This window comes from Burkholderia sp. BCC0097, assembly GCF_902832985.1.
GTDB lineage: Bacteria > Pseudomonadota > Gammaproteobacteria > Burkholderiales > Burkholderiaceae > Burkholderia > Burkholderia orbicola.
Genome location: NZ_CADFDM010000003.1, coordinates 827067 through 845122, shown reverse-complemented (window position 1 = coordinate 845122; position 18056 = coordinate 827067). Strand labels below are relative to the sequence as shown.

General features: G+C 65.7%; 18 protein-coding genes. 7 read left to right on the top strand and 11 right to left on the bottom strand.

The window, feature by feature from the left end:
• Positions 1 to 18: 18 nt before the first annotated feature.
• The gene (gene ffh, locus HWX07_RS13580; protein ID WP_012327867.1) at positions 19 to 1386 is read right to left on the bottom strand and encodes a signal recognition particle protein; all 1368 of its coding nucleotides are present in this window, start codon (positions 1384 to 1386) and stop codon (positions 19 to 21) included.
• A gap of 90 nt (positions 1387 to 1476) precedes the next feature.
• On the opposite strand from ffh, the gene ccsA reads away from it, so the two are divergent.
• The 7 genes from ccsA to HWX07_RS13545 all read left to right on the top strand — a co-directional run bounded on the left by ccsA (position 1477) and on the right by HWX07_RS13545 (position 9411).
• Positions 1477 to 2370: a cytochrome c biogenesis protein CcsA gene (gene ccsA, locus HWX07_RS13575; protein ID WP_012327868.1), complete on the top strand. Its 894-nt coding sequence runs from the start codon at positions 1477 to 1479 to the stop codon at positions 2368 to 2370.
• Between the two features lie 13 nt (positions 2371 to 2383).
• Positions 2384 to 2704 (top strand): PP0621 family protein, encoded by a 321-nt coding sequence (locus HWX07_RS13570; protein WP_077179096.1) that lies wholly within the window; start codon positions 2384 to 2386, stop codon positions 2702 to 2704.
• Positions 2701 to 3291: a 1,6-anhydro-N-acetylmuramyl-L-alanine amidase AmpD gene (gene ampD / locus HWX07_RS13565; RefSeq protein ID WP_175876558.1), complete on the top strand. Its 591-nt coding sequence runs from the start codon at positions 2701 to 2703 to the stop codon at positions 3289 to 3291. The genes HWX07_RS13570 and ampD overlap by 4 nt, the downstream gene beginning before the upstream one ends.
• 452 nt (positions 3292 to 3743) lie before the next feature.
• Positions 3744 to 6749: a ribonucleoside-diphosphate reductase subunit alpha gene (locus HWX07_RS13560; protein ID WP_011544523.1), complete on the top strand. Its 3006-nt coding sequence runs from the start codon at positions 3744 to 3746 to the stop codon at positions 6747 to 6749.
• Positions 6750 to 7114: 365 nt separating this feature from the next.
• The gene (locus tag HWX07_RS13555; RefSeq protein ID WP_012327871.1) at positions 7115 to 8326 is read left to right on the top strand and encodes a ribonucleotide-diphosphate reductase subunit beta; all 1212 of its coding nucleotides are present in this window, start codon (positions 7115 to 7117) and stop codon (positions 8324 to 8326) included.
• Positions 8327 to 8408: 82 nt separating this feature from the next.
• Positions 8409 to 8735, top strand: a complete 327-nt coding sequence (locus tag HWX07_RS13550; RefSeq protein WP_175876557.1) for a hypothetical protein — start codon at positions 8409 to 8411, stop codon at positions 8733 to 8735.
• A gap of 28 nt (positions 8736 to 8763) precedes the next feature.
• The gene (locus HWX07_RS13545) at positions 8764 to 9411 is read left to right on the top strand and encodes a histone H1-like DNA-binding protein (protein ID WP_084044092.1); all 648 of its coding nucleotides are present in this window, start codon (positions 8764 to 8766) and stop codon (positions 9409 to 9411) included.
• A 241-nt stretch (positions 9412 to 9652) separates the two neighbouring features.
• Here the strand turns inward: HWX07_RS13545 and HWX07_RS13540 are convergent, their stop codons facing one another.
• The 10 genes from HWX07_RS13540 to HWX07_RS13495 all read right to left on the bottom strand — a co-directional run bounded on the left by HWX07_RS13540 (position 9653) and on the right by HWX07_RS13495 (position 17930).
• On the bottom strand, positions 9653 to 10126 hold the full coding sequence (locus HWX07_RS13540) for a glycine zipper 2TM domain-containing protein (RefSeq protein WP_006476977.1): 474 nt from the start codon (positions 10124 to 10126) through the stop codon (positions 9653 to 9655).
• Between the two features lie 19 nt (positions 10127 to 10145).
• The gene (locus tag HWX07_RS13535; RefSeq protein WP_006476976.1) at positions 10146 to 11084 is read right to left on the bottom strand and encodes a carbohydrate kinase family protein; all 939 of its coding nucleotides are present in this window, start codon (positions 11082 to 11084) and stop codon (positions 10146 to 10148) included.
• An 85-nt stretch (positions 11085 to 11169) separates the two neighbouring features.
• Positions 11170 to 11673, bottom strand: a complete 504-nt coding sequence (gene tpx, locus HWX07_RS13530) for a thiol peroxidase (RefSeq protein WP_006476975.1) — start codon at positions 11671 to 11673, stop codon at positions 11170 to 11172.
• 71 nt (positions 11674 to 11744) lie between these two features.
• On the bottom strand, positions 11745 to 13136 hold the full coding sequence (locus HWX07_RS13525; RefSeq protein WP_175876556.1) for a zinc-ribbon and DUF3426 domain-containing protein: 1392 nt from the start codon (positions 13134 to 13136) through the stop codon (positions 11745 to 11747).
• Between the two features lie 45 nt (positions 13137 to 13181).
• On the bottom strand, positions 13182 to 14084 hold the full coding sequence (gene prmA / locus HWX07_RS13520) for a 50S ribosomal protein L11 methyltransferase (RefSeq protein ID WP_175876555.1): 903 nt from the start codon (positions 14082 to 14084) through the stop codon (positions 13182 to 13184).
• Between the two features lie 2 nt (positions 14085 to 14086).
• A complete protein-coding gene (accC, locus tag HWX07_RS13515; protein WP_011544530.1) occupies positions 14087 to 15454 on the bottom strand; it encodes an acetyl-CoA carboxylase biotin carboxylase subunit in 1368 nt (455 codons plus the stop codon).
• Positions 15455 to 15539: 85 nt separating this feature from the next.
• Entirely contained in the window at positions 15540 to 16013 is a 474-nt protein-coding gene (gene accB, locus HWX07_RS13510) for an acetyl-CoA carboxylase biotin carboxyl carrier protein (RefSeq protein WP_175876554.1), read from the bottom strand.
• Between the two features lie 66 nt (positions 16014 to 16079).
• The gene (aroQ, locus tag HWX07_RS13505) at positions 16080 to 16532 is read right to left on the bottom strand and encodes a type II 3-dehydroquinate dehydratase (RefSeq protein ID WP_175876553.1); all 453 of its coding nucleotides are present in this window, start codon (positions 16530 to 16532) and stop codon (positions 16080 to 16082) included.
• Positions 16533 to 16726: 194 nt separating this feature from the next.
• Complete coding sequence (locus tag HWX07_RS13500; RefSeq protein WP_175781312.1) at positions 16727 to 17278, bottom strand: TlpA disulfide reductase family protein; 552 nt, start codon at positions 17276 to 17278, stop codon at positions 16727 to 16729.
• 7 nt (positions 17279 to 17285) lie between these two features.
• Entirely contained in the window at positions 17286 to 17930 is a 645-nt protein-coding gene (locus HWX07_RS13495; RefSeq protein WP_006476968.1) for a hypothetical protein, read from the bottom strand.
• Positions 17931 to 18056: the final 126 nt, after the last annotated feature.

The following is an 18056-nucleotide window of genomic DNA, read 5'->3' as shown; positions in this document are numbered from 1 at the left end:
GCCGGCCGACGGACGAAATCAGCGCATGCCGGGCATCATGCCCTTCAGGCCGCGCATCATCTTCTGCATGTTGCCGCCCTTCAGCTTCTTCATCATCGTACGCATCTGGTCGTACTGGTTCAGCATCCGGTTGACTTCCTGCACCGGCACGCCCGCGCCGGCTGCAATGCGGCGCTTGCGCGTCGCCTTGATGATTTCGGGTTTCGCGCGCTCGGCGGGCGTCATCGAGCTGATGATGCCTTCCATCCGGCGGATCGACTTTTCGGCCTGGCCCATGTCGGCGCCGGCCGCCGCCTGCTGGAACTGCGCGGGGAGTTTGTCCATCAGCGACGACAGGCCGCCCATGTTCTTCATCTGCGAGATCTGCGCGCGGAAATCGTTCAGGTCGAAATCGCCGCCCTTCTTGACCTTGTCGGCGAGCTTCTGCGCGGCCTGCACGTCGACGCCGCGCTGCGCTTCCTCGACGAGCGCGAGGATGTCGCCCATGCCGAGGATCCGGTTCGCCATCCGGTCCGGGTGGAACACCTCGAGGCCGTCGAGCTTCTCGGCGACGCCGACGAACTTGATCGGCTTGCCCGTGATGTGGCGCACCGACAGCGCGGCGCCGCCGCGCGAGTCGCCGTCGAGCTTGGTCAGCACGACGCCGGTGAGCGGCAGCGTGTCGTTGAACGCCTTCGCGGTGTTGACCGCGTCCTGGCCGAGCATCGCGTCGACGACGAACAGTGTTTCGGCCGGCTTCAGCGTGCCGTGCAGCGCGGCGATTTCCTGCATCATCGCCTCGTCGATGCCGAGGCGGCCGGCCGTGTCGACGAGCAGCACGTCATGGTAGTGGCGCTTCGCCCAGTCGACGGCGGCGAGCGCGATGTCGACGGGCTTCTGGTCCGGCGTGGACGGGAAGAAGTCGGCGCCGACCTGCTCGGTCACCGTTTTCAGCTGCATGATCGCGGCCGGGCGATACACGTCGCACGACACGGTCAGCACCTTCTTCTTGTACTTCTCGCGCAGCAGCTTCGCGAGCTTGCCGACGGTCGTGGTCTTGCCGGCGCCCTGCAGGCCGGCCATCAGGATCACGGCGGGCGGCGTGACCGCGAGGTTCAGCTCGGCGGCCTTGCCTTCGTAGTCGCCGCCGATCACGGCGGTCAGTTCCTTCTGGACCACGCCGACGAGCGCCTGACCCGGCGACAGGCTGCTGATCACTTCTTCGCCGAGCGCCTTTTCCTTGACCTTGGCGATGAATTCGCGGACGACCGGCAGCGACACGTCGGCTTCCAGCAGCGCGAGACGCACCTCGCGGAGCATCTCCTGCGTGTTCGCCTCGGTGAGCCGGGCCTCGCCGCGCAGCGTCTTGACGACGCGCGCCATCCGTTGAGTGAGATTGTCGAGCATGGGGAGCGATGGACAGTGGGGCCCGAAGGCGCGGCGGAACCGAACAAAAGGGAGCCGTCGCGGGAAGGGGGCCTAGTGTAAACTTCGAACATGGATATTGTACTGTATGCCCTCACCGCATTCCTGTACGGCGGCCTCGCCGTCGCAGGCTGGCGCACGCACCGTCAGGGCGCGACGCCGCTCGTCGCGAGCGTGCCGGCCGTGCCGGTCCCCGCGTCGGCCGCGTCCGGGATGAGCGGGGCCGGCCGCGCGCTGCTGTTCGCCGCGCTGCTCGCGCACGGCGTGCTGCTCCACATGACGATCTTTCCGAACGACGCGATGGTGTTCGGCTTCGCGTTCGCGCTGTCCGCGATGTTCTGGCTCGGCGCCGGCATCTACTGGATCGAGAGCTTTTTCTTCCCGCTCGACAGCCTGCGCCTGCTGGTGCTGCCGCTCGCGTGCGGCGCGTCGCTGCTGCCGCTCGTGTTCGGCGGCGTGCGGGTGCTGCCTTATGCCGCGGCACCGCTGTTCAAGCTGCATTTCCTGATCGCGAACATCGCGTACGGTCTCTTCGCGATCGCCGCGCTGCACGCGGTCCTGATGTTGATGGTGGAGCGGCGCCTGCAGTCGCTTAGGAGCGGCGGGCGCGACGGCTCGACCGGCTGGATCGCGAGCTGGCTCGAAACGCTGCCGCCGCTGCTCACGCTCGAGAAGCTGCTGTTCCGCCTGATCGGCGCCGGCTTCGTGCTGCTGACGCTGACGCTCGCGTCGGGCATCCTGTTCAGCGAGCAGGTCGACGCGCGCGCGCTGCGGCTCGACCACAAGACGGTGTTCGCGATCCTGTCGTGGCTGATGTTCGGCGGCCTGCTGGTGGCCCGCAAGACGTCGGGCTGGCGCGGCCGCGGCGCCGCGCGCTGGGTGCTCGTGTCGTTCGCCGCGCTGCTGCTCGCGTATGTCGGCAGCCGGTTCGTGTTCGAGGTGCTGCTGCACCGTTCCGTGGTTTGACCGCAGGTTTCCGATGCGACAGATTCTTCTCCTGATCCTTCTCTTCTTCGCGGGTTCGTGGCTCGCGCGCAAGCTGCGTCACGCGCAGGAACAGGCGCAGGCGCGCGCCGGCCGCGGCGCCGGTTACGACGGGGCGCCCGGCGCTGGCGCCGGTGCGGGTGCCGCGCGCCCGAACGGCGACGCGCGGTCGCTGCCCGAGCCGATGGTGCGCTGCGCCGAATGCGGCGTGCATGCGCCGAAGGGCGATGCTATTGCCGCGAGCGGCGAATACTTCTGCAGCGCCGAGCATGCGCAGCGCCACGCCGCGCGCGTGAACGGTCGCGACGCACGATGAGCGACGCGCCGGTGTTGTCGGTCGACGCGAACGGCTGGGTGCGCGAAGCGCGCCATGCGCCGTCGCCGAACTTCGAGGAGCGGCCCGCGGGAGCGGTGCCGACGCTCGTGATCGTTCACAACATCAGCCTGCCGCCCGGCGAATTCGGTGGCGACGCGATCGAGGCGCTGTTCCTGAATCGTCTCGACTGCGATGCGCACCCCTATTACCAGAGCCACCTGCGCGGCGTGCGCGTGTCCGCCCATTTCCTGATTCGCCGCGGCGGCGAACTCGTGCAGTTCGTGTCGTGCGACGAGCGCGCATGGCATGCAGGCTCGTCCGAGTTCTTCGGCCGCGCGCGCTGCAACGACTTCTCGATCGGCATCGAGCTCGAGGGCGCGGACGACGTGCCGTTCGACGATGCGCAATACGCGGTGCTCGCCGCGCTCTCCCGCGCGCTCGCCGCGCGCTACCCGGTCGACGCGTTCGCGGGGCACTCGGACGTCGCGCCGGGCCGCAAGACCGACCCGGGCCCGCATTTCGATTGGCAACGCTTCGCGAGCGATGCCGGTTTTTCCGCCGAATACTTTCCTTTCCGTCAGCACTGATCGCGGGGTTTTTTGAGCGGAGAAAGTTTTTTCTCCGACCAATGCCTTGCCGTGTCTGCGCGTGAGCGATGTCAAGACCTCTATCGCAAATTATCCGTTTGGACGTCCTCCGAATGTCCACTATACTTGGTGCCAGTTGAGCGGTTCTGTACTAGATATAGTGTGTGTCGCAGGGGGAAACCCGAGCGGCACCGGCCGGCGGGCAACGCCGGCGGACAGGGTTCTCAGGGCGGCGCGTCAGGCCGGGCGGTCCGGGCGTCGCGATCAGCGCAGCGAACATCGACGGGGCAGGGTATACATGACGAAGCACACGACCGGCTGGGTTGTCGCGCATCGACCGAACCGGCTTCCCCGGCGCATCGCTCGCCTCTTACCGCTCGCGCACCGCATTGCGCAGCGTTCGTTTTAATCCGCGGTTCTCTCCGCACCATCCAACACCAGGAGCTTTGCACATGCAAACCACCGACAACGCGACGTCCCAGTACGAGAGCGCCTCGAGCCGTCCGCTCGGCGGGACCGAACAGGGCGCGAAGGCGCTCGCGCCGCAGGCCACGTTCGCCGACTACAAGGTGATCCGCCGCAACGGCAGCGTGGTGTCGTTCGAACCTTCGAAGATCGCGATCGCGGTGACCAAGGCTTTCCTGGCCGTCAACGGCGGGCAGGGCGCGGCATCGGCGCGCGTACGCGAGCAGGTCGAACAACTGACGCACAACGTCGTGCGCGCGCTCGTGCGCAGCCGCCCGAACGGCGGTACGTTCCATATCGAAGACATCCAGGATCAGGTCGAACTCGCGCTGATGCGCGGCGGCGAGCACAACGTCGCGCGTGCGTACGTGCTGTATCGCGAGAAGCGTCACCTCGAGCGCCAGCATGCGGGCGAGGAAGCGGCGGCAGCGGGCGGCGAGTCGGCCACCGGCATCAACGTCGTCGACAACGGCGTCACGCGCCCGCTCGACCAGAACGCGCTGCGTGCGCTGATCGTGTCGGCATGCGATGGCCTCGGCGCTGCGGTTAACCCTGATCCGATCGTCGCGGAGACGGTGAAGAACCTGTACGACGGCGTGCCGATGAGCCAGGTCTACGACTCGGCGATCCTCGCTGCGCGCACGATGATCGAAAAGGATCCGGCGTACAGCCAGGTCACGGCCCGCATCCTGCTGCACACGATCCGCCGCGAGATCCTCGGCGAGGAAGTCGTGCAGGCCGAGATGTCGACCCGCTACGCCGAATATTTCCCGCAGTTCCTGAAGCGCGGCGTCGACGCCGGCCTGCTCGACGACAAGCTGCTGCAGTTCGACCTGAAGCGCCTCGGCGAAGCGCTCGACGCGAACCGCGACCTGCAGTTCGGCTACCTCGGCCTGCAGACGCTGTACGACCGCTACTTCCTGCACGTCGAAGGCACCCGCATCGAAATGCCGCAGGCATTCTTCATGCGCGTCGCAATGGGTCTGTCGCTGAACGAGATCGACCGCGAAACGCGCGCGATCGAGTTCTACAACGTGCTGTCGAGCTTCGACTTCATGAGCTCGACGCCGACGCTGTTCAACTCGGGCACGCACCGCTCGCAGCTGTCGTCGTGCTACCTGACGACGGTCGCGGACGATCTCGACGGCATCTATGAAGCGCTGAAGGAAAACGCGCTGCTGTCGAAGTTCGCCGGCGGCCTCGGCAACGACTGGACGCGCGTGCGCGCACTCGGCTCGCATATCAAGGGCACGAACGGCAAGTCGCAAGGCGTGGTGCCGTTCCTGAAGGTCGTGAACGATACGGCCGTCGCGGTGAACCAGGGCGGCAAGCGCAAGGGCGCGGTCTGCGCGTACCTCGAATCGTGGCACCTCGACATCGAGGAGTTCCTGGAGCTGCGCAAGAACACCGGTGACGACCGTCGCCGTACGCACGACATGAACACGGCGAACTGGATTCCCGACCTGTTCATGAAGCGCGTGATGGAAGGCGGCGACTGGACGCTGTTCTCGCCGTCGACCTGCCCGGACCTGCACGACAAGTTCGGCGCCGATTTCGAGAAGGCTTACACGGCTTACGAAGACAAGGTCGCGCGCGGCGAGATCAAGCTGTTCAAGAAGATCCCGGCGGCGCAGCTGTGGCGCAAGATGCTCGGCATGCTGTTCGAGACGGGCCACCCGTGGATCACGTTCAAGGATCCGTGCAACGTGCGCTCGCCGCAGCAGCACGTCGGCGTCGTCCACTCGTCGAACCTGTGCACGGAAATCACGCTGAACACGAGCGACACCGAAATCGCGGTGTGCAACCTCGGCTCGGTGAACCTCGTCGCCCACCTGGTGAAGCAGGCCGACGGCAGCTACGCGCTCGACCACGACAAACTGAAGCGCACGATCAGCGTCGCGATGCGCATGCTCGACAACGTGATCGACATCAACTACTACGCGGTGCCGAAGGCGCGTAACTCGAACCTGAAGCACCGCCCGGTCGGGATGGGCATCATGGGCTTCCAGGACTGCCTGCACCTGCTGCGTACGCCGTACGCGTCGCAAGAGGCGGTCGAGTTCGCCGATCGTTCGATGGAAGCCGTCTGCTACTACGCGTACCACGCGTCGACCGAGCTGGCCGAAGAACGCGGCCGCTACTCGAGCTACCGCGGCTCGCTGTGGGATCGCGGCATCCTCCCGCAGGACACGCTGAAGCTGCTGGCCGAAGCGCGCGGCGGCTACGTCGAGGTCGATACGTCGGAATCGCTCGACTGGACGGCGCTGCGTGCGCGGATCGCCACGCACGGCATGCGCAACTCGAATTGCGTCGCGATCGCGCCGACGGCGACGATCTCGAACATCATCGGCGTGTCGGCCTGTATCGAGCCGACCTTCCAGAACCTGTACGTGAAGTCGAACCTGTCGGGCGAATTCACGGTGGTGAACGAGTATCTCGTCCGCGACCTGAAGGAACGCGGCCTGTGGGACGAAGTGATGGTCGCCGACCTGAAGTACTTCGACGGCATGCTGTCGCGCATCGACCGCATCCCGGCCGACCTGCGCGCGATCTACGCGACCGCGTTCGAGGTCGACCCGACGTGGCTGGTCGAAGCGGCATCGCGTCGCCAGAAGTGGATCGACCAGGCGCAGTCGCTGAACATCTACATGGGCGGCGCATCGGGCAAGAAGCTCGACGAGGTCTACAAGCTCGCATGGCTGCGCGGCCTGAAGACGACCTACTACCTCCGCACGATGGCGGCGACGCACGTCGAGAAGTCGACGGTCGCACACGGCGCGCTGAACGCAGTGCCGACGGGCGGTGCAGGCAGCGGCGGCTCGAGCAGCGGCGGCGCGCAAGGCGCGGCGGGCGGCTTCGGTGCGGCAGGCGGCGCTGCATCGTCGGGCGCGGTCAACGCTGCAGCGGCGCTCGCGCCGGTCGAAGCAGACGGCCCGGTGTGCACGATGCGTCCGGGCGACCCCGGCTTCGACGAGTGCGAAGCGTGCCAGTAACGCAGTGCGCCTGACCTGAGAAGCAGGCTCGGGCGGCGCACACGACGACCGATCGAGGTTGAAGTGTGCGCTGCTCTCAACTAAAAAAATGATAAGGAATCTGTAACGCGACACCTGCGTTGCAGGCAATGACAAGCGATCGAAACCTCCCCGACGACGTCGCGTTTCGATCAGCGTTCGATGCGTCGAGCGCACCTCGCGATACAAGCGCGACTCACGTCGCGCGCTGCATGAACGACGATGCGTTGCTCAAAGTGTTGTATCGAGGTCGCAACGCGAATCGAAAAAAGGATTTTTCGTGAGCGAACCCTTTTATCGCTCAGGAAAAGATGGTACAAACCGTTCTAAATTGATGGTGAGAATTTATGCTCAACTGGGATGACGAGAAGACTGCCGTAACCCCCGCGAGCGGAGCGCAGCAAAACGCGATGCGCACCTCCGCCGGGATGGCTGTCGGAATGCAGGCTGCAACGCCTGCCGCCCATCAGGTCCGTGACATTTTCGAAGGCGATCTTGCGGTGCCGCCGCAAGCATCCGCTGTTCCCGCCGGCGGTACGGAAGCGCGGGTCAATGTCGCCGACAAGCGCATCATCAACGGCCAGACTGACGTCAATCAGCTGGTACCGTTCAAGTACAAGTGGGCGTGGGAAAAGTATCTGGCCGGTTGCGCGAACCACTGGATGCCGCAGGAAATCAACATGTCCCGCGACATCGCACTGTGGAAGGACCCGAACGGTCTGACCGAGGACGAGCGCCGCATCGTGAAGCGCAACCTCGGTTTCTTCGTGACGGCCGATTCGCTCGCGGCGAACAACATCGTGCTCGGCACGTACCGCCACATCACGGCGCCCGAGTGCCGGCAGTTCCTGCTGCGCCAGGCGTTCGAAGAAGCGATCCACACGCACGCGTACCAATACATCGTCGAATCGCTCGGTCTCGACGAAGGCGAGATCTTCAACGCGTATCACGAGGTCACGTCGATCCGCGCGAAGGACGAATTCCTGATCCCGTTCATTCATACGCTGACGGACCCGGCCTTCAAGACCGGCACGCTCGAAGCGGATCAGAAGCTGCTTAAGTCGCTGATCGTGTTCGCCTGCATCATGGAAGGCCTGTTCTTCTATGTCGGGTTTACGCAGATCCTCGCACTCGGCCGCCAGAACAAGATGACGGGTGCTGCGGAGCAATATCAGTACATCCTGCGCGACGAGTCGATGCACTGCAACTTCGGCATCGACCTGATCAACCAGATCAAGCTCGAGAACCCGCATCTCTGGACCGCCGAATTCCGCGCCGAGATCCGCGAGCTGTTCAAGCAGGCTGTCGAACTCGAATACCGCTACGCCGAGGACACGATGCCGCGCGGCGTGCTGGGTTTGAACGCGTCGATGTTCAAGAGCTATCTGCGCTTCATCAGCAACCGCCGTTGCCAGCAGATTGGCCTCGACCCGCTGTATCCGAACGAGGAAAACCCGTTCCCGTGGATGAGCGAGATGATCGACCTGAAGAAGGAACGCAACTTCTTCGAGACGCGTGTGATCGAGTATCAGACGGGGGGCGCGCTGTCTTGGGAATAACCCGCAGCAGCGAACCCGTTACATGATGGAGCAGCCGGTGGCCTCTCGGCCCCGGCCCAAGGTTTAGGAGCAAGAACGCCTGATGCAAAGCATGCCCGGTGCCTTAACGGCCCAACGATACGACAGGCACTTTGCGAACCCTTCAGTGGGATGGGCAAACTTCCCTCCGGAAAAAGCGGACGGCCGTGTGGCGGTCCGCTTGATCAAGCGATTAGGGGTAGCGGTGCGAGGTGCGCCGGCTACCGACTTGATTTGGCGCGCGAGGCCGGGTGGTCACGCGCGCCATACCGTATTCATTAGCGTAAGCGCGCGGTATCTGCGTACGCCGATGAATAGCCCGCTTCGAAGCGCACGTCCTGAACAGCGTCCGCGGGAAGCGGGTTTTGACGAAGGGTGTAGTTTGAACTGACTCTCATCTGAACCTGAAGGAGAACAACATGGCTACTGCCAAGAAGAAACCGGCTGCTAAGAAGGTTGCTGCCAAGAAGACCGTTGCGAAGAAGGCTGCTGCGCCGGCGAAGAAGGCCGCAGTGAAGAAGGTTGCTGCGAAGAAGGTCGCGGTGAAGAAGGTTGCCGCGAAGAAGGCAGCACCGGCTAAGAAGGCCGCTGCAAAGAAGGTCGCAACGAAGAAGGTCGCAACGAAGAAGGTTGCAGCCAAGAAGGTCGCAGCGAAGAAAGTCGCGGTGAAGAAGGTTGCTGCAAAGAAGGCAGCACCGGCGAAGAAGGCCGCCGCGAAGAAGGTTGCAGCCAAGAAAGTCGCAGTGAAGAAGGTTGCTGCGAAGAAGGCCGCACCGGCGAAGAAGGCTGCTGCGAAGAAGGCTGCGCCGGCGAAGAAGGCTGCTGCCAAGAAGGCCGCGCCTGCGAAGAAGGCTGCCGCGAAGAAGGCTGCGCCCGCCAAGAAGGCTGCCCCTGCGAAGACGGCTGCCGCTCCGGCGAAGAAGGCTGCTGCGCCGAAGAAGGCCGTCGTGAAGAAGGCTGCGCCGGCAACGACCGCGTCGACCGCATCGGTTGCGCCGGCATCGGGCGTGAAGACCGCGCTCAACCCGGCAGCAGCATGGCCGTTCCCGACCGGCAGCCGTCCATAATCGCGGCTGAGCAGCATCACCCGGACACTCACGTGGTGTCCGCGGGTTGAGTAGCGCTACTCAATCAATCCCGCCATCTGGCTCAGGTGGCGGGATTTTTTTCGTCCGCACGCGTCATCGATGAGGCGCCGGTCAGCTTGCCGACGCGAGCGCGGACGAAAACGGGCGGACGAAAAAAAACGCATGTGCGGCTTCGCACATGCGTTCGACCGCGGCTTGCGCCGCGTGCTGAGGATATCGGTTAGTGCGTGACGCGCGTGACGCCGCCGCTCGACAGCAGGCGGACCCGCTCGCCGGCGCGGAACGCTTCGCCGCTGGCTGCCTGTGTGATCGAGCGCAGATCGCCGTTGTCGAGGCGCACGGTGATTTCGACACCGTTCGCCGTGCTGAGGTTTTCGCCGACCGCGTTACCTGCGACCGCACCGACGAGGCCGCCGGCAATCGCCGTCAGGATCGAGCCTTTGCCGCCGCCGATCGCGCTGCCCGCGACCGCGCCGAGTGCGCCGCCGCCGAGCGTGCCGATCGCGCTGCCGCCGCCGTCGGACTGGATGCGCACCGCACGGACGCTTTCGACCGTGCCCATGCGGACCGTCTGTTCGCGCTGCGCCTGGCCGACGCTATAGACATCCGCCGAACCGGGTGCCGTGAAGCAGCCGGCGAGGGTCAGCGTGGCCGTCAGCATGGCCGCGAGCGTGAGGGTTTTTTTCGTCAACATCTTTGCTCTCCCACAATATTCATTTGAGACTGTAACCGAATGCAGTCTCGAAGCGTGCGTCGATTTCGGCGCGCGTCAGTACGTAAGTCTGGGGCCCTTGATGGGCGATCTTGAGCGAGCCCATCAGGCTCGCGAGGCGGCCGGTGGTTGCCCAGTCGAGCCCATGCTCGATGCCGTACAGCAGGCCGCCCCGGAAGGCGTCGCCGCAACCGGTCGGATCGGCGATACGCTCGGCCGGCACGACCGGAATCTGCTCCGCGCCCTGCTTGTGGCGGATGATCGCGCCGTGCTCGCCACGCGTGATGACGAGGGCGTCGACCCGGCTGGCGATTTCATCTTCGGACCATCCCGTCTTGTCGCTCACCAGCTTGGCCTCGTAGTCGTTGACCGCTACGTAGGTCGCAAGTTCAATGCTGCGGCGCAGCGTCGCACCGTCGAACAGCGGCAGACCCTGGCCCGGATCGAACACGAACGGCACACCGGCCTTGGCGAGCTCTTCCACGTGCTGCACCATCCCGTCGAAGCCGTCCGGGCCGACGATCGCGAGCTTGATGTCCGGTGCGTCGCCCGCGTGGTTCAGGTGCGACTGCATCATCGCGCCCGGGTGGAACGCCGCGATCTGGTTGTTGTCGAGATCGGTCGTGATCATCGCCTGCGCGGTGTACGTATCGGGCAGCACGCGTACGTGGTCGCGGCGCAGGCCGAGCTGGTCGAGCCGGTCGAGATACGGCTGCGCATCCAGCGCGCCCATCGTGCCCATGATGCGCGCATCGCCGCCGAGCAGGTGCAGCGCGTATCCGATGTTGCCCGCGCAGCCGCCGAATTCGCGGCGCATCGTCGGCACGAGGAAGCTCAGGTTGATGAGGTGCACCTGGTCGGGCAGGATGTGCTCGCGGAACCGCCCTTCGAAGGTCATGATGGAGTCGTAGGCGATCGAGCCGCAAATCAACGTAGCCAAGGTGTGCGTTCCTGTAGAAATGAGGGGCCCTGCGCGACAACGCCGCGCGAAGGGCGCGGCGCGGCAGGGGAAAGCGGATGAAAGCTTACTTCAGCGCGGCGAGCGCTGCATCGTAGTTCGGCTCGTCCTTGATTTCGCCGACGAGTTCCGCGTGGATCACCTTGTCCTGCGCGTCGAGCACGACCACCGCGCGTGCGGTCAGGCCGTTCAGCGGGCCGCTCGTCACGTCGACGCCGTACGCGTTCGCGAACGCGCGGCCGGTGCGGAACGTCGATGCCGTCACGACGTTCGCGAGGCCTTCGGTCGTGCAGAAGCGTGTGGCGGCGAACGGCAGGTCGGCGGACACGACGATCACCACCGTGTTGTCGAGCGACGACGCGGCTTCGTTGAACTTGCGGGTCGACGTCGCGCAGGTCGGCGTGTCGAGGCTCGGCACGATGTTCAGCACCTTGCGCTTGCCGGCGAAGCTGGCGAGCGACAGGTCGGCGAGGTCCTTGCCGACCAGCTTGAAATCGGCGGCTTGTGCGCCGACGGCCGGGAACGTGCCGGCGAGATCGATCGGGTTGCCACCCAGCGTAACTTTGCTCATGTTCGTGCTCCGAAATAGCGCGCCGCTCGGGCGCGCGGGTTGAGACGGGCGCGCAAGCGCGCCGCGGCGCGTCACGGATAGAAGATCTGGACGCGGAAATTCGAGGCGGGCGTGCCGTTCGTTTCGAGGCGGACGACCATCGTCTGCGTCGTGCCGGGCGGCAGCCCGGCGTCGATCGGCGTGCCCGGGCGTACGTAATCGCGCGGCGCGAGCACGCGGCGCACGGTGACGTGATTGGTGTCGTCGAGCAGCGTGAGTTCGAGCGACGGATACGCGAGCGCGACGCGGTAGCGGTTCGTCAACGGCACCTTCAGTTCGAGCTCGCGCGGGCCGTCGAGTTGGCGCAGGTCGGTCGCGTCGAGCCGCAGCCCGTCGATCGCGCGCGGCGGCGTGACCGTGCAGCCGAGCGGCGCGCAGGCCTGCCGGAACCACCCTTGCGTGACGGGCCAGTAGATCATCAGCGTTTCGCGCTGCCACCACGCCAGTTGCGCGGCGAGCAGTCCGACCAGCGCGGCCGCGACGAGCCCGCCGAAAAAGCCGCCGAGCATCCCGCGTCGCTGCGGCGCGCGCGCCTCGCGCGTGACGGCGAAGTGCGGGCGATCATCGTCGGACAGTGCGGCGGGGAATGGGGCGACCGGTTGGACGACCGGCTGGGCGGCCGGTTGCGCGACCGGTTCATCGGCTGCCCCTGCGGGCGGGGCCGTGTCGTGTCGGCCGAAGGTGCCGGGTTCCGATGCGGTTTCGGTGACGGCCGGCGCGGGCGTGAACGCAAAACGCGGTTCGCGCGGCACGCGTTCGTCGTCCGGCGCGGCGAAGTGCGTGACGACGGGTTCGGCCGGCTCGGCGGCGGTGTCGGTTTCCGACGGAAGGTGGGCGACGAAGCGAGGCTCGCGCGGGTCGCGCTCGATCGGCGCGGGCGAGGGCGCGGCTTCTTCGGCTTCGTGCGGTGCGTGTTGCGCCTGCGGCGAATGCGGTTCCGCCGGTTGCTCGACGGCAGTCGACGAATCGAGTTCGGCCGGGGAGGACGCGAACGGCGCGGGCGTACCCGACAGATGAACGACGCCGGCTTCCGTGGACGGGAGCGCGAGCGGTATCAGCGGCTCGGTGCGCACGGTCTCGACGCTGTGCTGCAGCGACGGATCGACGCCGGCGTCGAGCCACGGCGCCCACATGTCCCAGCCTTCCGGCTTGTAATCGGTGCCGGTCGGCAATTCGGGCGGCGTGTCGGTGGTGAACAACCGGGCCGGCGCGGCCTGCTGGTGCGTGTCGCCGCTGTCCGGCGCGGCAGCCGGTTCGGTCAGCGCCGGTTCGGGCTGCTGCGCGTACTCGGGAACGAGCGATTCGGCGGCGTTGAAGACTTCGTGGCAATGCCCGCAGCGCACGAGCCCCTGATGCAGCGAGAGCTGTTCCTGCTGCAGCCGGAAGACGGTTTCGCAATGAGGGCAGCGCGTCGCAAGAAGCATGTCGAGCCGGGCGGCCTGCTGGCCAGAGTGAAGGACAGCGCTATTCTAATGGCTTTCGCGGCGGGTTCCGGCAAGGCATACCCAACCTTCGTGTTCGCGCCAGACCGAGATGTCGACGTAGCGTGCATAAACGGCAGCGACTTCGTCTGCCTGGCGAGCGAGCACGCCCGACAGCGCGATGCGCCCGCCCGGCTTGACCTTCGACGCGAGCATCGATGCCATCAGCTTCAGCGGGTTCGACAGGATGTTCGCGACGACGATGTCGAATTCGCCGTCCGGGCATGCATCGGGCAGCCCGTACGTGACTTCCGCCCGGTTGCGTTCGCTGTTCTGGCGCGCCGATTCGACAGCCTGCGGATCGATGTCGATGCCGATCACGGGGGTCGCCCCGCATTTTTTCGCGAGGATCGCGAGAATGCCCGAGCCGCAGCCGTAGTCGAGCACCGACTGGCCGGGCTTCACCGACTGCTCGAGCCACTCCATGCACAGACGGGTGGTGGGGTGGCTGCCGGTGCCGAACGCGAGGCCAGGGTCGAGCTCGAGGACGAGCGCGTCGGGATCGGGCGCATCGTGCCACGACGGCACGACCCAGATCCGCTCGCCGATCGGGATCGGCTCGAACTGCGATTGCGTGAGCCGCACCCAGTCCTGCTCCTCGACTTCACGCACGACGAACTTCGGCGTCTCGGCGAGGCCGATCTCGTTCGCGGCCGCCGCGAGCAGCACGGCCGGCTCGTGGTCGGCCGACAGCAGCGCGACCACGCGCGAGTGCTGCCACGCGGTGCGATCGGGCACGAGGCCCGGCTCGCCGAAGAGCGGCTGTTCGTCGGGCGTGTCGGCGTCGGCATCTTCGACGGACACCGACAGCGCGCCGAGATCGAGCAGTGCGTCGGACAGGGCCTCCGCATGCTCGCGGGCCAGTTCGACGACGAGTTCGCGATAACTCATGCTTACGCTTCTTCCGGTGCGACCTGCTGCTTCTGCGCGAGCCGGTTTTCGAGGTAATGGATGCTGGTGCCGCCTTCGACGAACTTCGCGTCGATCATCAGCTCGCGGTGCAGCGGGATGTTGGTCTGGATGCCTTCGACGACCATTTCCGACAGCGCGATGCGCATCCGGCTGATCGCCTGCTCGCGCGTCGCGCCGTAGGTGATCAGCTTGCCGATCATCGAATCATAGTTCGGCGGCACGAAATAGCCATTGTAGGCGTGCGAATCGACGCGCACGCCGGGGCCGCCCGGCGTATGCCACGACGTGATCCGGCCCGGCGACGGCGTGAACTTGAACGGATCTTCGGCGTTGATCCGGCATTCGATCGCATGTCCGCGGAACTGGATGTCGCGCTGGCGCAGCGTGAGCTTTTCGCCGGCCGCGATGCGGATCTGTTCCTGCACGATGTCGACACCGGTGATCAGCTCCGATACCGGGTGCTCGACCTGCACGCGCGTGTTCATCTCGATGAAGTAGAACTCGCCGTTTTCGTACAGGAATTCGAACGTACCCGCGCCGAGGTAGCCCATCTTCTTGCATGCGTCCGCGCAGCGGTCGCCGATGCGGTCGATCAGGCGGCGCGGAATGCCGGGCGCCGGCGCTTCCTCGATCACCTTCTGGTGACGGCGCTGCATCGAGCAGTCGCGCTCGCCGAGCCAGATCGCGTTCTTGTACGCGTCCGACAGCACCTGGATTTCGATGTGGCGCGGGTTCTCGAGGAACTTCTCCATGTACACCTGAGGGTTGCCGAACGCACGGCCGGCTTCCTCGCGGGTCATGTTGACCGCGTTGACGAGCGCGGCCTCGGTGTGCACGACGCGCATCCCGCGCCCGCCGCCGCCGCCTGCCGCCTTGATGATGACCGGATAGCCGATCGTGCGCGCAATCTTGACGATCTCCTTCGGATCGTCCGGCAACGCGCCTTCCGAGCCCGGCACGCACGGCACGCCGGTCTTGATCATCGTCTGCTTCGCGGTGACCTTGTCACCCATCATGCGGATCGTTTCCGGACGCGGGCCGATGAACGTGAAGCCCGATTGCTCGACGCGCTCCGCGAAATCGGCGTTCTCCGACAGGAAGCCGTAACCGGGGTGGATCGCCTCGGCATCGGTGACTTCCGCGGCGCTGATCAGCGCCGGCATGTTCAGGTAGCTCAGGTTCGACGGGGCCGGGCCGATACAGACGGCTTCGTCCGCGAGGCGCACGTACTTGGCTTCCTTGTCGGCTTCCGAGTAGACGACGACCGTCTTGACGCCGAGTTCGCGGCACGCGCGCTGGATGCGCAGCGCGATTTCACCGCGGTTGGCAATGAGGATTTTTTCAAACATAGCGAGTATTCGTCTCTTCGAGGGGCGCGCGAACGGCGCCTGGCGAGCATCGGCGGCGCGCGGCCGAGAGGGCCGCGCGGCGGGCTTAGCCGATCACGAAAAGCGGCTGGCCGTATTCGACGGCCTGGCCGTTCTCGACGAGGATTTCCTTGATCACGCCGGCCTTGTCCGACTCGATCTCGTTGAGCAGCTTCATCGCTTCGATGATGCAGATCGTCTGGCCTTCCTTGACCGTATCGCCGGCCTGCACGAACGGGTCGGCGCCCGGCGACGGCGCGCGGTAGAACGTGCCGACCATCGGCGACGTCACGACGTGGCCCTGCGGAGCGGCCGGCGCGGCTGCGGCGCCGGCGGCCGGTGCCGCGGTGCCGTCGGTCGGCAGCGCGGCCGACGGCGCCGGCGCGCTGACTTGCGGGGCATACCCAGCCGTCGGCTGCACGTAGACCGGCGGCGCGTTCTTGACGATGCGCACCTTGCCTTCGCCTTCCGTCACTTCCAGCTCGGAGATGCCGGATTCGGAAACGAGGTCGATCAGAGTTTTCAGCTTACGAAGATCCATCGGGAATTCCCCTTTCAATACGTGAAAGCGCCGGTTAAGGGCCGGCGCTGAATCTAGATCGCGAAATCAGCCGCGCGACGCGCCTTGCAGCTTGTCCAGCGCGTACTCGAGCGCGTACAGATAACCTTTCCAGCCGAGCCCGCAGATCACGCCTTCGGCCTGGTCGGAAAAGTAGGAGTGGTGCCTGAACGCTTCGCGGCGATGCACGTTCGACAGGTGAACCTCGACGAACGGGATGCCAACGCCTGCGATCGCGTCCCGGATCGCAACGCTCGTATGCGTATACGCGGCCGGATTGATCAGGATGAAATCGGTCTGTTCCTCCCGCGCGGCCTGGATGCGGTCGACCAGCGCGCCTTCATGGTTGCTCTGGAACGACGACAGATCGGCGCCGGCTTCCCGGGCGCGCGCGGCAAGCGCCTGATCGATCTGCTCGAGCGTGACGCGGCCGTACACCTCCGGTTCCCGGGTGCCGAGAAGGTTCAGGTTGGGGCCGTGCAGCACCAGCAATCGTGTCATGGTCGCTTCTATTTCTGCGGAATTGCGCGAACTTTAGCGCTATTTAGAGAAATTTGTCTAGTTTTGCCGAACGGTCAAGTGCGCCGGACCTGCAAGAATTACCGGTGCGGACGCAAAGTGTCGGCGAATTCACGCGAAATTGCGGCGATCGACTTGCAAATCGCCGCCAACGCGCAGGTAGCCGTTCAGCCCGATTACAGCGCGTCGAGCGTCTTTTTCAGCTCGGCCGGTTGGATTTGTCCTAATTTTGTCTCGCGGATCTTGCCGGTTTCGTCGATGACGACGGTAAACGGCAGCGCGCCGGCGGTATTTCCGAAATTACGGGCCAGATCGGCGCCCGCATAGCCGCTGACGAAGACCGGATAGTCGACCTTCACCTTCTGCAGGAAGTTCTTCACGTTCTGCTCCGAATCGACCCCGATCCCGACGAAACGGATGCCTTTCTGCTTGTACTGATGCGACAGCGCGACGAGCTCGGGCATCTCCTCGACGCACGGGCCGCACCACGACGCCCAGAAATTGACGACGACTTTCTGGCCTTTGAAGGCGGCCAGCGTGGCCGGCTTGCCGTCGACGCCGGTGAGCGACGACGCCCACAGCTGGTCGACCGGGTTGCCGTGGGCGGCCGGCGCCGCGACGGCGACGCCGTCGTCGGCCGTGCCGCGGAACCAGTGACCGGCGGCAATCCCGCCGGCGACGGCGGCGGCCGCGACCACCGCGAGCGCCAACATGCGTTTCATCATCATCGTTGAATCATTCCGGTTCGGAAGGGGCCTGACTTGCCTCGACGAGCGCGCGCAGCGCGGCGGCGTCCGCGCGGGCGACGCGGCCGCGCGCGTCGGCCTTCACCGCGCCGCGCAGGTCGTCGCTCGCATACAGCGCGAGATGGATGCCGATCGCGTCCACGTCGCGTCGCGGGCGCCACAGGAAACTGAGCGTTTCTACATCGCCGCGGCCCGCGAAATGACGCGTCTCGGATACGTCGTACTGGACGTTCTGGTTCAGCAGGTAGATCGCGACGTCCTTCGGGTTGTCGGTGAATGCCTGCAAATGGATATCCGAATGCGCGTTCGCGGTGCCGTTCAGCACGGCGCCTGTCACATAAGGATGGAACTCGGCGAGCCGGCGCATCCAGTCGAGCGCGATCTCGCGCAGGCGGCGCAGTTCGTCCGGCTGCGTGTCGCTCTGGAACAGCGACAGATACTCGCGCAGTTCTTCCTCGATCTGGTCGTTATCCGGCAGCCATTCGCCGGCAACGCGCGAATCGCCCAGCAACTGGCGCGCGGCCTTGCGTTTCGCGCCGGCGTAGTCCAGGCCGTCCTCCGCGATCAGGCGGGCGGCGGACTGGGCAATTTCCTCGCGGACGCGCCGCGGGTCGACAAGAGGTTTGCGAGACATGATCCGGCAATCATACTCGATCGTCGCGGTGCCCGAGCACGGGTGCGGCGGGCCGCCGCCCGAGCGTGCCGGCCCCGTTCGCGCGCATCGTTCGGGCCGCCGGGCATCGCAGGCCGTCAGTTACAA